We start from the raw sequence: 14,545 nt of genomic DNA, 5'->3' as shown, positions 1-14,545 counted from the left end.
TCACCGTCATGGATATCCAAGCCTACATGCAAGCAGTCGGCCGCCAGGCCCGCGCCGCCAGTCGCGCCATGGCCCGCGCCTCGACCGGCGCCAAGAACGCCGCACTGAATGCCATTGCCGACGCCATCGAACGCGACGCCGCCAGGCTGCTCGCCGCCAACCTGCAGGACATGGAGCAGGCCCGCGCCGACGGGCTCGAGCCAGCCATGCTCGACCGCCTGCAACTGACGGAAAAAACCATCGCCACCATGGCGCAGGGGCTGCGCGAGATGGTGGCCCTGCCCGATCCGATCGGCAATATGGGTGATTTCAAATACCGCCCGTCCGGCATCCAGGTCGGCAAGATGCGCGTACCACTGGGCGTGATCGGCATCATCTACGAAGCCCGCCCGAACGTGACGGCCGACGCCGCCGGCCTGTGCATCAAATCCGGCAACGCCACCATCCTGCGCGGCGGCCGTGAAGCCTTCCACTGCAACCAGGCCATTGCCGCCTGCGTAAAGGAAGGGTTGAGCAAGGCCGGCCTGCCGGAAGCAGCAGTGCAGATCATCGAAACGCCCGACCGCGCGGCCGTGGGTGAGCTGATCACCATGAGCGAATTTGTCGACGTCATCGTGCCGCGCGGCGGCAAGGGCCTGATCGAGCGCATCAGCCGCGATGCACGCGTACCGGTGATCAAGCATCTGGATGGCATCTGTCACGTGTACATCGATGACGAAGCCGACCCGGAGAAGGCCATCCGCATCGCGGACAACGCCAAGACGCATCGCTACGGCACCTGCAACACCATGGAAACGCTGCTGGTGAACGACAACGTCGCCGAGCTGATCCTGCCGGAGCTGGCGAAAGTCTACGCCGCCAAGCAGGTGGAGCTGCGCGGCTGCGACAAGACCCGTGCGATTCTGCCGGGCATTGTCGCCGCAACGGATGAAGACTGGGCAACCGAATACCTGGCACCGATTCTGGCGGTGAAGGTCGTCGCCGATCTGGACGAGGCCATTGCGCACATCAACCAGTGGGGCAGCCATCACACCGATGCCATCATTACCGAGAACTACACCAAGGCGCGCCAGTTCCTGCGCGAAGTGGATTCAGCCTCGGTGATGGTCAATGCCTCGACGCGCTTTGCCGACGGCTTTGAATATGGCCTGGGCGCGGAAATCGGCATCTCCACCGACAAGATCCACGCGCGCGGCCCGGTTGGCCTCGAAGGGCTGACCTCGGAAAAGTGGATCGTGCTGGGCGACGGCGAAATCCGCGCCTGAAATCGGCACAGCGGGGCCGGCCGGGGGCGGAAATGCCAGCACCCCGGCCATTCCCCGGCCAGCCTCTCGCAATGCCCGCCCCGCACCGGCGGGCATTGTCGTTTCGAAAGGCGATGTCCCAGAAGCGTGTTGCACGCGGTGATTGCTCCGCAGACGCGTGAGAGTGGCGCTTCGTCATACCGGCGTCCCACGGGGATTCCCTACGGTCAAAGCCGGTATCCAGACAGCAGCATTAGCCGAAACCACTGGATTCCGGCTTTCGCCGGAATGACGCCTGAAAGGCCGCAACATGGTTTTGGTACATCGCTTTTCGAAAGGGGCTGCGGCAAAACGCGCCATTGCGGCCTGATGCTGTCTCTTCATCCCGCAGTATCCCTACGGCACCGGCACGGCAACTTTTGCCGCGACTGCGGATTTTTTGCCGCCACACCTCCCGACCAGTTCGCCCCCGCCCCCCCCGCGCCAGCCAGGCAAATGAGCAATTCGCCAGGCACCCATATCGCCAAGGCCTTTTTACTTAAAGGCTTGCAAGGGCATACCCCCATGATCTGCCAGTGAAAAATCGTGTTGGCATGGCATTTGCTCATGGGGGGCTGCAATGGGTAGCACGCATGGCGTGGCTGCCGAACCGGGCGGCGCCCAGCGCTTGCCGACACTCGGACCGCAGCAGGCCCGCCAAGGAGAGTCATCATGCAAGTCATCAATACGAACATTCCTTCGCTGAATGCGCAGCGCAACCTCGACAAGAGCCAGGGCGATCTTCAGCAATCGCTGCAGCGCCTGTCTTCCGGCCTGCGCATCAACAGCGCAAAGGACGATGCGGCGGGTCTGGCGATTTCCGAGCGCATGACCAGCCAGATTCGCGGGTCTACCCAGGCGCAGCGCAATGCCAACGACGGCGTTTCGCTGTCGCAGACCGCCGAAGGCGCGCTGGGCGAAATGTCCAACATCCTGCAGCGCATTCGCGAACTGGCGGTGCAATCCGGCAACGCGACCAACTCCGAAGGCGACCGCCAGGCGATCAATGCCGAAGTCACGCAGCTGACCAGCGAGCTGGAGCGCTTTGCCCAGACCACGCAATTCAACGGCCAGAAGCTCTTTGACGGCACCTTCACCGCGGCGGTCTACCAGATCGGCGCCAACGCCAACGAAACAATCCTGGCGACCACGGCCAATCTGCGCACCAACCAGTACGGCACCTACCAGATCGGCAACGGCAATGGCACCGGCGCCAAGACGATCAGCAATGTCCTGACCAGCGGCGCCACCTTCGCACCGGGGGCCACCGGCACGGTCAATGCAGCCGGCGTGGCCGTAGCGGCCTCGGGCACATTCAGCATCAACGGCATTTCGATTTCGGTCGAAACCACCGACATGGCGCGCGAAATCGCCGCCAAGATCAACCAGGCCGGCACCGGCGTGCTCGCCAGCGCGCGCACCGAAACCGTGCTGTCGATGGGCAGCGGCACCTTTACCCTGGCCGTGGCCTCGAAAAGCAGCACCTTCCAGTCGGTGACCTTCAATATCGCCGACGGCAACAACAACGGCAGCATCGATGCCGACGAATATTCGCAGGCCGTCGCCGCCTTCAATGCCAAGTCCTCGCAAACCGGTGTGACGGCACAGGTCGAGACCTTTACCAATAGCGCGGGCACGACCACCTATGGCGTCAAGCTGGTGGCATCCGACGGCTCGAACATTGCCCTCAGCTCGGCCAGCGGCGTGGCCAGCGGCTTTGGCGGCGATGTGACGCAATGGAATTTCGATCCGGTCGCCTCGGTCGGCAACAATCAGTACATGAGCAGCGGCAGCGTGTTCCCGGGCGGCTCGACCGGCACGGCCTATTTTGCCGGGCAGGTGGTGCTGAACTCGTCGAACTCCTATTCGGTGACCACCAACACGGCGTCGTTCACCTCGGGGGTGTTCTACACCGCGACAGACGGCTCCTCGGTCTTTGCCTCGGGCATGTCCTACCAGGCCGACCTGAAAACGGTGGAAAAACTCGATGTCTCGAACGTGGAAAACGCCACTCAGGCGCTGCGCATCGTCGACGATGCACTGACCACAATCAACGACCAGCGCTCGAAATTCGGCGCCCTGCAAAGCCGCTTTGGCGCTACCATCAGCAATCTGGCCGTGACCACCGAGAATCTCTCGGCCGCCCGCAGCCGGATTCGCGATGCCGACTTCGCAGCGGAAACCGCAGCACTGACGCGGGCACAAATCCTGCAGCAGGCCGGCACCGCGATGCTCTCGCAGGCCAACCAGCTGCCACAGCAGGTGCTCAGCCTGCTCGGGGGTTAACAGCCTTCCCCCGAAGCCGGCCATGCCGGCTTCGGGCATTTTGCGGCGCGTGACGCCGCACTTCGCCAGCCCCTCCTTCCGCCCCGCCCGCCTTCCCCATGGGCAACGACCTCATGCAAACACTCGGCATTTTTGGCGGCAGCTTCGATCCAATCCACTACGGCCACCTTACGCTGGCACGGATATTCCGCGACACCTTTGCGCTCAACGAGGTGAAGCTGATACCCACCGGATTGCCGCCACACCGCCCGGCCCTGCCGGTCAGTCCGCAACAGCGGGCCGACTGGGTGCGCGCCGCGATTGCCGGTCAAGCGGGACTGACACTCGACGAGCGCGAGGTACGCCGCGAGGGCTATTGCTACACCATCGACACGCTGGCGGAATTGCAGCGGGAACATCCGGACACCCTGCTGGTCTGGCTGATTGGCGCCGACTCCCTGGCCAATCTGCCAGGCTGGCGACGCTGGCAGGACTTGCTGGATGCCGGCCATCTGGTCGTAGCTGCACGCCCCGGCGTTGATCTGGAGCACGTGGCACCGCCCATCGCCGCCGAATTGCAGAAAAGACTGGCAATTGCGTCGCCAGAAGCCTTAAGTCACGGTAAAATCAGCGTTTTGCCCGCGCCACTGCTGCCCGTCTCGAGTACGGAACTGCGCGCGCGTCTGGCCCGGGGCCAGGACATCGGCAGCCTCACCCCCGTCGCGGCGGCCATCACGGCCAGCGGCCTGTACCAGGCGCCCCCGGCCTGCGGTCATCACAAGGATTGAACATGAATGAAATCACCCACGCCATGCGCGACATCGCCGTGGCCGCCCTGGAAGACATCAAGGGCAAGGACATCCTGGCACTGGACACCACCCAGCTCACCGAACTGTTTGAATGCATGATCGTCGCCACCGGCGACTCCAACCGCCAGGTACGTGCGCTGGCCAACAATGTGGCCGTGGAGCTGAAGGCCAAGGGCTATGAAATCATCTCCACCGAAGGCGAAGAATCCGGCGAATGGGTGCTGGTCGACGCCGGCGAGCTGGTCGTGCACGTGATGTTGCCGCCGGTGCGCGATTACTACGACCTCGAACAATTGTGGGGCGGCCAGAAGCCGACCTTCAACCCGCTGGGCAAAGCCTGGTCGGCACTCTGATCGCTGCCTGCCCCGCAAAAGCTGATGGCTGCGCCATCGGCTTTTTTCTTGTCGGCATATCGATAGCATCACAGCTTATTTCTGATTTGCGACTTATTCCTGTACATTGCCTTGGCGCCTGTTGCGCCCTTGAAAACCAAGCCAGAACCACGCCCCATGAATACCATCAGTGAAGCAAGGCTGACCCACCTGAAGCAGCTGGAAGCCGAATCCATTCATATCATCCGCGAAGTCGCCGCCGAATTCGAAAATCCGGTGATGCTCTACTCCATCGGCAAGGATTCCGCCGTGATGCTGCATCTGGCGCGCAAAGCCTTTGCCCCGGGCATCCCGCCCTTCCCGCTGATGCACGTCGATACCACCTGGAAATTCCAGGACATGTACAAGCTGCGCGACAAGCAGCGTGCCGAAGGCTGGAAGCTGATCACCCATGTGAACGAGGAAGGTGTGAAAGCTGGCATCAACCCGTTCACCGCCGGCTCGGCCAAGCACACCGACGTGATGAAGACCGAAGGCCTGAAGCAGGCGCTGAACAAGTACGGCTTCGATGCGGCATTTGGCGGCGCGCGGCGCGACGAGGAAAAGAGCCGCGCCAAGGAGCGCGTGTATTCCTTCCGCGACAAGAATCATCGCTGGGATCCGAAAAACCAGCGTCCGGAACTCTGGAACATCTACAACTCGAAAATCGACAAGGGCGAGTCGATCCGCGTGTTCCCGATTTCCAACTGGACCGAACTGGACATCTGGCAATACATCTATCTGGAAAACATCGAGATCGTGCCGCTGTACTTCTCGGCCGAACGTGATGTGGTCGACTACAACGGCACCACCATCATGATTGATGATGAGCGCTGCCTGCAGTACCTGAGCCCGGAACAGCTCGCAACCCGCCGCAAGGAATGGGTGCGCTTCCGTACGCTGGGCTGCTACCCGCTGACCGGCGCCGTGCAGTCGAAGGCGCAGACCCTGCCGGAAATCATCCAGGAAATGCTGCTGACCACGACCAGCGAGCGCCAGGGCCGCGCGATTGATCATGACAGCGCCGGTTCGATGGAAAAAAAGAAAATGGAAGGTTATTTCTAAACACCTTCACCACAGCAATAAGAGACGTAGGGTGGGTTAGGTCGCAGACCGTAACCCACCGCAGCGACGCCATTATTGATTGCCCGGTGGGTTACGCCGCAAAGCGGCTAACCCACCCTACGCGAGACCCACCATGTCCCACCAATCCGACCTGATCGCCAGCGACATCCTGGCGTACCTGAAGCAGCACGAGAACAAGGATCTGCTGCGCTTCATCACCTGCGGCAACGTCGATGACGGCAAATCCACGCTGATCGGCCGCCTGCTGCATGATTCCAAGCTGATCTTCGAAGACCATCTGGCCGCGATCCAGAAAGACAGCCAGAAGTACAACACCACCGACCAGGAAATCGATCTGGCGCTGCTGGTGGACGGCCTGCAGGCTGAGCGCGAACAGGGCATCACCATCGACGTGGCCTATCGCTATTTCAGCACCGAAAAGCGCAAGTTCATCATCGCCGACTGCCCGGGCCACGAGCAGTACACCCGCAACATGGCCACCGGTGCCTCGACCTGTGACCTCGCCATCATCCTGATCGACGCGCGCTACGGCGTGCAGACGCAGACCCGTCGCCACAGCTTTATCGTCAGCCTGCTGGGCATCAAGCACGTGCTCGTTGCGGTCAACAAGATGGATCTGGTCGAATTCAGCGAAGCGCGCTTCAACGAAATCAGGCAGCAATACCTCGAATTCGCCAAGCAGCTTGACATCGCCGACATCCGCTTCGTGCCGATCTCCGCGCTGCGCGGCGACAATGTGGTGAACGAATCCACGCAAACCCCGTGGTACGAGGGCGATACGCTGATGGGCCTGCTGGAAAGCGTGCAAGTCAGCAAGGATGCCAAGCTCGACGCCTTCCGCCTGCCGGTGCAGTACGTCAACCGCCCGAATCTGGATTTCCGCGGCTTCTGTGGCACCATCGCCGCCGGCCACATCCTGCCGGGCGACGAAATCGTCGCGCTGCCGTCCGGACGTCGCTCGAAAGTAAAGGACATCGTTACCTTCGACGGCAACCTGTCCGCGGCCTTCTCTGGCCAGGCCATCACGCTGACGCTGGAAGACGAAATCGACATTTCGCGCGGCGACATGATCGTGCGCGCGCAGGATACCCAGCCGCAAGTCAGCCAGGCCTTTGTCGCGCACGTAGTCTGGATGAACGACAGCGCACTGACGGTTGGCAAGGAATACGCCTTCAAACTGGCCGGCAAGCAGGTGTATGGCCGTGTAGCCCAGATCCAGCACCGCATTGACGTGAATACCCTCGCACACGTTGCGGCAGACGAACTGAAGCTCAACGAAATTGCGCGCGTCACCATCGAGGTGAACGCGCCTGTGGTATTTGACGCCTACAGCGAGTGCCGCGGCACCGGCAGCTTCATCATCATCGACCGCCTGTCCAACGCCACTGCCGGCGCCGGCATGGTGATCGAAGCCGCCACCAGCAGCACGAACGCCAGCGATCTGGACGAACTCAGCCGCCTGCGCGCCTTCGAAGTCGAACTCAACGCCCTGGTGCGCAAGTACTTCCCGCACTGGGATGCCAAGGCGATTCTCAACAAGTAATACGCAGCATTGAAAACCCGCGGCAAGCCTGGCTTGTCGCGGGTTTTTTTATAACCATAACTTATAACGACAATGCCCGTCGTGCCCTGCGCATGCCGGGCACGCGGGTACTGCGGGATTACTTGGGGATGATCACGGTGTCGATCACATGAATGACGCCGTTGCTGGCTTTGACATCCGTGGCTGTCACGGTGGCGTTGTCAATCATCACCTTGCCATTGGCGACCGCAATCGTCGCGGTATCACCGGATACCATCTTCACCGGGCCGGCCTTGACGTCCTTGGCGAGCACCTTTGCGGGCACCACGTGGTAAGTCAGCACCTTGGTGAGCTTGGCCTTGTCCTTCAGCAGCGCATCCAGATCTGCCTTGGGCACTTTGGCAAAAGCCGCGTCAGTGGGCGCGAACACGGTGAACGGGCCCGGCCCCTTGAGCGTATCGACAAGGCCGGCCGCCTTGACGGCAGTGACCAGCGTGGTGAACTGACCCGCGCCGACAGCAGTGTCGACGAGGTCTTTCTTGCCGCCGTGATCTCCGGCGACGGCCAGGCTGCTGACAACCATGGTGACTGCGGCAATAGTGGAACGGATGTGCTTCATGAGGTTCTCCTTTTACCAATAAGTATTAAAAATACCGATCAGTAAATTACAATTACCAATTAGTATTTACAAGCCTGGCCGCTCTCTGCCCGACAGACGGCGGCCATGCGGATTACCACATTGTGGAGGCCACCCGACCTGGATGCAGACCGTTTGGCACTTTCAGCTGCGAAATCGCGTCCCCAGGTCAGGCGATACTTGCCGACCAATCGACCTGATTCGCCGGTACGACCACGGCGTCAGCTCCTAACTGCTGACCTGCAAAGGCAGCCATGCGCCTCAACCGCTGCTGCATCTCGTGCACCACGCCGGACACTCCCTCCGTGCAGCAGATGCGCAATTGCAGACAGACAGACGGCCGGCATTCATGCGATAACACCACCATGCCAAACTTGGCAGCCTCGCGCCGAGGCTGTCTCATCACTGCCGGGACCCTACCGTGTTTCGCTTTTTCGAAAACCTGATCCACCCCTATCCTGAACACCGGCCGGAACTGCCGACCCGTTTTCTGCCCTTTGTCTGGGCCTGCACGCGCGGGATGCGCCTGTATATCCTGCTGCTCATGCTCTTTACGGCCGGCATTGGCGCCTTCGAGGCCTTGCTGTTTGCCTGGCTGGGGCAGATCGTCGACTGGCTGGCCAACGTGCCGCCGGCGCAACTCTGGCGGCAGGAGGGCAGCCGCCTGCTGCTGTTGCTGGCGGTGATTTTCGGCAGCGTGCTGCTGGTGGCGCTGCAGACCCTGCTCAAGCACCAGACGCTGGCGGGCAATTTCCCCATGCGCCTGCGCTGGCTGTTTCACCGCCACCTGCTCAACCAGAGCATGGCCTTCTATCAGGACGAGTTTGCCGGACGCATCGCCGCCAAGGTGATGCAGACGGCGCTGGCGGTGCGCGACACCGTACTTGTCTGCACCGACATCCTGGTATTCGTGGTGATTTACTTTGTCACCATGAGCGGGATTGCCGCCGGCTTCGATGCGCGCCTCCTGCTGCCCTTCTTTGCCTGGCTGGCGCTGTATCTGGTCACGCTGGTGGTCTTCGTGCCGCGCCTCTCGCGCGTGTCGCGCGCGCAGGCCGATGCACGCTCGCTGATGACCGGACGCATCACCGATGCCTACGCCAACATCAGCACGGTGAAGCTGTTTTCGCATGCCCAGCGTGAGGCAGGCTTCGTGCGCGGCGCGATGGAGGAATTCATGCTGACCGTGCACCGGCAGATGCGGCTGGTCAGCGCCTTCGAAATCGTCAATCACCTCACCGCCATGCTGCTGATCGCCGGCACCGCCGGCATGACGCTGTGGCTGTGGAGCCGCGGCGAAGTCGGCATCGGCGCCGTGGCGGCGGCCACCGCGATGGCGCTGCGGCTCAACGGCATCTCGCACTGGATCATGTGGGAAATGGCCGGCCTGTTCGAAAACATCGGCACGGTGCAGGACGGGCTGAACACGCTGTCCAGGCCGCTGGCGGTGACCGATGCGCCCGATGCCGCGCCGCTGACGGTCAGCCGTGGCGAGATCCGCTTCGAAAATGTGGATTTCAGCTATGGCAGTTCGCGAAACGTGCTGGAGCAGCTGAACCTCACCATCCGTCCAGGCGAGAAGATCGGGCTCGTCGGCCGTTCGGGCGCGGGCAAATCGACCATCGTCAACCTGCTGCTGCGCTTTTACGACCTGGACGCCGGACGCATCACCATCGACGGGCAGGACATCCGCGCGGTGACACAGACCAGCCTGCGCCGGCAGATCGGCATGGTCACGCAGGACACCTCGCTGCTGCACCGCTCGGTGCGCGACAACATCCTCTACGGGCGGCCCGATGCCAGCGACGCCGACATGCTCGCCGCCGCGCGCCGCGCCGAGGTGCATGACTTCATCCAGGGGCTGGCCGATGCGCACGGCCGGCAGGGCTACGATGCGCACGTCGGCGAGCGCGGCGTGAAGCTGTCCGGTGGCCAGCGCCAGCGCATCGCCATCGCGCGCGTGATGCTGAAGGATGCCCCCATCCTGCTGCTCGACGAGGCGACCAGCGCGCTGGATTCGGAGGTGGAAGCCGCCATTCAGCAGAGCCTGTACGCACTGATGGAAGGCAAGACGGTGGTGGCGATTGCCCACCGGCTCTCGACCATCGCCGCGATGGACAGGCTGATCGTGCTCGACGAGGGCCGCATTGTCGAGGAAGGCACGCACCAGCAATTGCTGGCCAGGGGTGGCATTTACGCCCGGCTGTGGGCGCACCAGAGCGGCGGCTTCCTCGGCGAAGAGGCGTGAAGGGTATCTGCCTGCAGCCATTTACTCAAAATGGCTACAGGCAGATACCCACACTTATTGGTGATTGAATGAGCCTTGCAGCGTTTTACCCGGCATGCCGGCGCAGGCCGGCATGCCGATAGCGCAGGGCCAGCGCATCAGCGCGTCAATGCGCCATCCCCGGCATCTCTGCGGCATGACTCATCAGCAGCGCCGGATCGAGCATGCCGAAGATCATCGCCACGTGCGCCACCACGAGGAAGACGGCCACGAGGATGGCATGCAGACGCAGCCGGTATTCCTCGTCGCGCCCGCGCGCCAGCAGGCCCAGATCAAGCAGCGCCATGCCGCCCAGCGGCACGATGCCGGACAGGTAAAAGCCCACGGCGATCACGTCGGCCGCACCCAGCCAGCCGCCGCTCACCGTCAGCGGGATCACGGCGGTTGTGAACAGATAGACGAAAATGCCGCTGAACCACAGGCCGCCCAGAATGCTGGCGACCCGGTTGAGCTGGCGCACGCGGCCATGCAGGCGGCGCGTGAACAGCAGGTACAACTCGGAAATGGCGACGGTTTCGGCGAGGATGACCGGAACTGCCATGAAGATCAGCAGATTCCAGGGCTGGTTGGCGGCAAGCAGCGCCATGTAATGGGTCATGGACATGATGGGATTCCTTGTCGTGCGGGCATAGTCGCCCGGGATGAAGCGTGCGGCTCTGGGCGCACACGCACTGAAACGGAAGCTCGTTCAGAACGACAGGGATCGGGGTGGCGGCGCGGGCGGCGGCAGACGCAGGGCGGACAGCGTGGTAGCCGGATGCGGACGCAGCACGGCGCGCACGGCACAGACGGGCGGCAGCGCCACGCCGGTCAGCCCCGGCAGGCAGTGCGCCAGACAATGCGCGGCGCAGCGCTCGGCGCTCTGGCAGACGCCCTCTTCCGCCGCGGCGGCGGCCGCCGACGCAGCAGCCGTATCCGGGCAATGCGCAAGGGCAGCCTGGGTTTCGCCATGTCGTCCGGCATGGCCGGCAGAAGCCGCCTGCGCCGGCCCGGCCAGCAGCAGGGCAGCGATCAGCACGGCAAGCAAGGAGGCGAGGCAGGCAGAAAGTCGCAGCATGCCATCATGCTAAAACGGGCCAGGCGAGCCCGGCATGATCCAGCGCAAGCTTTGGCGCAGTGCCGGCCTTCAGAAGCCATCACGCCAGGCACTCAGGTCGATGCTGCTGCCGGAAAAACCGTGGTGGTCGGTATCCACCATCGCCAGCAGGCGCTGGCCCAGATCGGAAAACAGAAAGCGCTGGCGCGCGGCTTCGGCTTCGGCTTCGGAAAGCCAGAAGATCTGGTCCATCCACTCACCGCGCCCCTGATACAGCGCATAGGAGGCAAAGCCGGGCTGCTCGCGCAACCAGTCATGCAGCTCGGCGACCAGCGGCAAGAAGGCATGATCCGGCACATCGGCATGCAGGCGGAAAATGTAAGTCTGGATATGCATGACCCTTCCCTTGCGCGACCAGCCGGCCTGGCAACCTGGCGCGCTGCTTCAGCATAGCCCCTGCCCTTGCCCGGCGGCAGAGCAGCCTGCCACCTTCCTGCATACATAGCCACGTTTACCCTGGAAGGCCATTATGGCAAATGGCTATGGGGCAATACCCCAAGGCCATAACAACAAAAAGCCGCCCAAGGGCGGCTTTTTGCAGGGCAGCAGACGATCAGCTGTTGGCCAGCTTCTTGTCTTCCTGCTCGATCTGACGGGTAATCCACCACTGCTGGGCGATCGACACCAGGTTGTTCACCACCCAGTACAGCACCAGACCGGACGGGAAGAAGAGGAAGAAGACGCTGAAAATCACCGGCATCATCTTCATCATCTTGGCCTGCATCGGATCCGGCGGCGGCGGCGACAGATGCTGCTGGATGTACATCGACACGGCATAGATCACCGGCAGGATGTAGTACGGGTCTTTCACCGACAGGTCGGTAATCCACAGCTCCCACGGCGCCTGACGCATTTCCACGGCAGCGATCAGCATCCAGTAGAAGGCGATGAAGATCGGAATCTGGATCAGGATGGGCAGGCAGCCGCCGAGCGGGTTGACCTTCTCGGTCTTGTACATCTCCATCACGGCCTGCTGGAACTTCATCTTGTCGTCGCCATGCCGCTCCTTCAGCGCTTCCATGCGCGGCGCCAGCTTGCGCATGCGCGCCATCGAGCGATACGAAGCGTTCGACAGCGGGTAGAAGGCGGCCTTGATCAGCAGCGTCACGATGACAATCGCCCAGCCCCAGTTGCCGACAAAGCCGTGGATCAGGTCCAGCAGCATGAACAGCGGCTCGGAAAAGATCGCGAACATGCCGTAATCCTTGGCATGGTCCAGACCCTTGGCGGTGGCATCCAGAATGCGGGTTTCCTGCGGGCCGACATACAGGCTCATCGGCTTGACCAGCGTGGTCGCGGGCGCCACGGCCGGCAGATCAACCACGACGCCGGCGCTGTACATATTGTTGTCCAGCGCATTGAGCTCGAAGCGGCAGGAGGCCGTCGTGCAGGCGGACGGCTGGCCGATGGGGTCCAGCAGCCAGGCGCTGACAAAGTAGTGCTGGATCATCGCTACCCAGCCATCCTTGCTCGCCTTCACATACTTCTCTTCACCCTTGCGGATGGTGTCGAAGTCATTCTTCTGGAATTTGCCTTCCTGGGTGTAAACGGCCGGACCGGTGTAGGTATGCGTGCCGAACATGCCCGGATTTTCCACCTTGCCGTCGCGCAGCAGGCGGTAGTAGGCCGAAGCGGTCAGCGGCTTGGCGCTGCCGTTGGTGATTTCATACTTCACGTCGACTACATAACTGGCGCGCTTGAAGGTGAAAATCTTGGCAACCTTGACGCCCTCCGGGCCCTGGGCTTCCAGGCGCACATCCACCGCATTCTGGCCATCGGCCAGCTTGTAGGCGGTCTGCGTGGCCGTGAATGCGCTCTTGTGCGTCGGCAGGCCATCGCCCAGCAGGCCGGTCTGCGCCACATAAATGTGCTCGCCCTTGTCCTGCAGCAGCACGAAGGGCTTTTTCGGATCGTCGGTCGCGCCGTGCTTGAGCAGCTCGACGTGGCGCAGATCACCACCGACGGTGCTGATTTCGGCGCGCAGATAGTCGGTTTCCACCTTCACGCTCTGGCCGGCGGTCAGCTGGGCGGAGGACGCCGGTGCGGCGGCGGGTGCGCTGGCGGCAGCGGCAACGGCGGAAGCGCCTGCCACGGCTGAGGCCTGTTTCGGTGCAGGGTAGCGCTGTTCCATCCATTGTTGCCAGAAGAACAGGATGGCGAACGAGACGGCGATAAACAGGATTAAACGCTTGGTATCCATTCAATACTCGGAAGCTGGTTGGTGTCAGGGTACCGGGTCGTGCCCGTGTCCCCCCCAGGGGTGGCAGCGCGCCAGGCGGCGCAACAGCAGCCGGCCGCCACGCCACAGGCCGTGCCGGCGCAATGCTTCGATGCCGTAATGCGAGCAGGTCGGAGTATAACGGCAGCGCGGGCCGATGAGTGGACTAATGCACAGCTGGTAGAGCCGGATCAAGCCGATCAGGAGGCGCGACATTTCTTCGGCAAACGGGCAAACAGTTGCAGAAGGGCGGCCTGGGCGGCGGCCCGCTGTTCGCGCCCGAAGGGCTGGCGCACGCGCACGACCACATCCAGACCGGCGAGCGGCCCGTGTTCGTGGCGGAAGATTTCGCGCAGGGAGCGCTTCATGTAATTGCGCGCGACGGCACGCTTGGCGGTCTTCTTGCCGACGACCAGGCCAATGCGGGCTGCGGCCGTGCCATTGCGCCGGCCCAGCAACTGGAACCACTCGTTGCTGACACTGAGGCGCAAACTAAAAACGGATGAAAAATCATCCGTTTTTAGCAGGCGCATGGCGCGCGTAAAGCGATAATTGCCTGCGGCCCTGGCGCCCGCGGCAGGCGGGGCGTTCATGCCGGGCAAGTCTGCTTAGGCAGACAGACGCTTGCGGCCTTGGGCGCGGCGTGCGTTCAGCACGGCACGACCACCACGGGTCTTCATACGGGCACGGAAACCGTGGTTGCGCTTGCGGCGAATAACGGAGGGCTGGAATGTACGCTTCATGACGAGTCCTAAACCGAAAAGTGCTTTAGTAAACACGCGATTAGAGCAGCAAGACCGCACACTGTCAAGCAAGCCCGCCCAGTCTTTCTTTGCGGCGCCCTGTGGATAAGTCCGGTGCGGCGGAGTACAATCGCCGCCTATTCAATCCTATTCAAGACGGGTCGTGCTGCCTCGCCAGCGACGTGTTGTATCGTGGTTTAAAGACCGATGAACAGCGCACGCGAGGCC

General features: G+C 62.5%; 15 protein-coding genes. 7 read left to right on the top strand and 8 right to left on the bottom strand.

Translation table 11 applies throughout. The features are described from left to right. The first annotated feature begins 8 nt into the window (after nt 1-8). The 6 genes from C515_RS0117155 (at nt 9) to cysN (ending at nt 7,357) form a co-directional block, all read left to right on the top strand. A complete protein-coding gene (locus C515_RS0117155) occupies nt 9-1,265 on the top strand; it encodes a glutamate-5-semialdehyde dehydrogenase (RefSeq protein WP_028456501.1) in 1,257 nt (418 codons plus the stop codon). A 690-nt stretch (nt 1,266-1,955) separates the two neighbouring features. After that, nucleotides 1,956-3,569: a flagellin N-terminal helical domain-containing protein gene (locus tag C515_RS0117150; protein WP_043650229.1), complete on the top strand. Its 1,614-nt coding sequence runs from the start codon at nt 1,956-1,958 to the stop codon at nt 3,567-3,569. Nucleotides 3,570-3,682: 113 nt separating this feature from the next. Then, on the top strand, nt 3,683-4,336 hold the full coding sequence (nadD, locus tag C515_RS0117145) for a nicotinate-nucleotide adenylyltransferase (RefSeq protein ID WP_158380863.1): 654 nt from the start codon (nt 3,683-3,685) through the stop codon (nt 4,334-4,336). 2 nt (nt 4,337-4,338) lie between these two features. Beyond that, on the top strand, nt 4,339-4,710 hold the full coding sequence (rsfS, locus tag C515_RS0117140; protein ID WP_211234102.1) for a ribosome silencing factor: 372 nt from the start codon (nt 4,339-4,341) through the stop codon (nt 4,708-4,710). Between the two features lie 156 nt (nt 4,711-4,866). After that, complete coding sequence (gene cysD, locus C515_RS0117135) at nt 4,867-5,793, top strand: sulfate adenylyltransferase subunit CysD (RefSeq protein WP_043650228.1); 927 nt, start codon at nt 4,867-4,869, stop codon at nt 5,791-5,793. A 133-nt stretch (nt 5,794-5,926) separates the two neighbouring features. Continuing rightward, nucleotides 5,927-7,357, top strand: a complete 1,431-nt coding sequence (gene cysN / locus C515_RS0117130; RefSeq protein ID WP_028456496.1) for a sulfate adenylyltransferase subunit CysN — start codon at nt 5,927-5,929, stop codon at nt 7,355-7,357. A 118-nt stretch (nt 7,358-7,475) separates the two neighbouring features. Here the strand turns inward: cysN and C515_RS0117125 are convergent, their stop codons facing one another. Beyond that, nucleotides 7,476-7,955: a fasciclin domain-containing protein gene (locus C515_RS0117125; RefSeq protein WP_211234101.1), complete on the bottom strand. Its 480-nt coding sequence runs from the start codon at nt 7,953-7,955 to the stop codon at nt 7,476-7,478. Nucleotides 7,956-8,394: 439 nt separating this feature from the next. On the opposite strand from C515_RS0117125, the gene C515_RS0117115 reads away from it, so the two are divergent. Continuing rightward, nucleotides 8,395-10,221, top strand: a complete 1,827-nt coding sequence (locus C515_RS0117115; protein WP_028456493.1) for an ABC transporter ATP-binding protein — start codon at nt 8,395-8,397, stop codon at nt 10,219-10,221. 145 nt (nt 10,222-10,366) lie between these two features. On the opposite strand, the gene C515_RS21765 is transcribed toward C515_RS0117115, so the two are convergent. From C515_RS21765 to rpmH, 7 genes are all read right to left on the bottom strand, one after another. Continuing rightward, entirely contained in the window at nt 10,367-10,864 is a 498-nt protein-coding gene (locus tag C515_RS21765; RefSeq protein ID WP_043650223.1) for a DUF6803 family protein, read from the bottom strand. 84 nt (nt 10,865-10,948) lie between these two features. Then, nucleotides 10,949-11,317: a hypothetical protein gene (locus tag C515_RS0117105; protein ID WP_028456492.1), complete on the bottom strand. Its 369-nt coding sequence runs from the start codon at nt 11,315-11,317 to the stop codon at nt 10,949-10,951. Nucleotides 11,318-11,386: 69 nt separating this feature from the next. After that, on the bottom strand, nt 11,387-11,692 hold the full coding sequence (locus C515_RS0117100) for a hypothetical protein (protein ID WP_028456491.1): 306 nt from the start codon (nt 11,690-11,692) through the stop codon (nt 11,387-11,389). 217 nt (nt 11,693-11,909) lie between these two features. Beyond that, the gene (yidC, locus tag C515_RS0117095) at nt 11,910-13,556 is read right to left on the bottom strand and encodes a membrane protein insertase YidC (RefSeq protein ID WP_028456490.1); all 1,647 of its coding nucleotides are present in this window, start codon (nt 13,554-13,556) and stop codon (nt 11,910-11,912) included. A 24-nt stretch (nt 13,557-13,580) separates the two neighbouring features. Beyond that, nucleotides 13,581-13,790, bottom strand: coding sequence for a membrane protein insertion efficiency factor YidD (gene yidD / locus C515_RS0117090; RefSeq protein ID WP_028456489.1), 210 nt, complete (start codon nt 13,788-13,790; stop codon nt 13,581-13,583). Further along, nucleotides 13,775-14,167 carry a ribonuclease P protein component gene (rnpA, locus tag C515_RS0117085; RefSeq protein ID WP_051305059.1) on the bottom strand — a complete coding sequence of 131 codons (393 nt, stop codon included), beginning with the start codon at nt 14,165-14,167 and terminating at the stop codon, nt 13,775-13,777. The genes yidD and rnpA overlap by 16 nt, the downstream gene beginning before the upstream one ends. A 15-nt stretch (nt 14,168-14,182) precedes the next feature. Beyond that, complete coding sequence (gene rpmH / locus C515_RS23310) at nt 14,183-14,317, bottom strand: 50S ribosomal protein L34 (RefSeq protein ID WP_028452555.1); 135 nt, start codon at nt 14,315-14,317, stop codon at nt 14,183-14,185. Nucleotides 14,318-14,545 lie beyond the last annotated feature (228 nt).

The organism is Chitinilyticum litopenaei DSM 21440, from assembly GCF_000428145.1.
Lineage (GTDB): Bacteria > Pseudomonadota > Gammaproteobacteria > Burkholderiales > Chitinibacteraceae > Chitinilyticum > Chitinilyticum litopenaei.
Note: the sequence above shows the minus strand (reverse complement) of the source record. Positions and strands in the feature narration are given on the sequence as shown.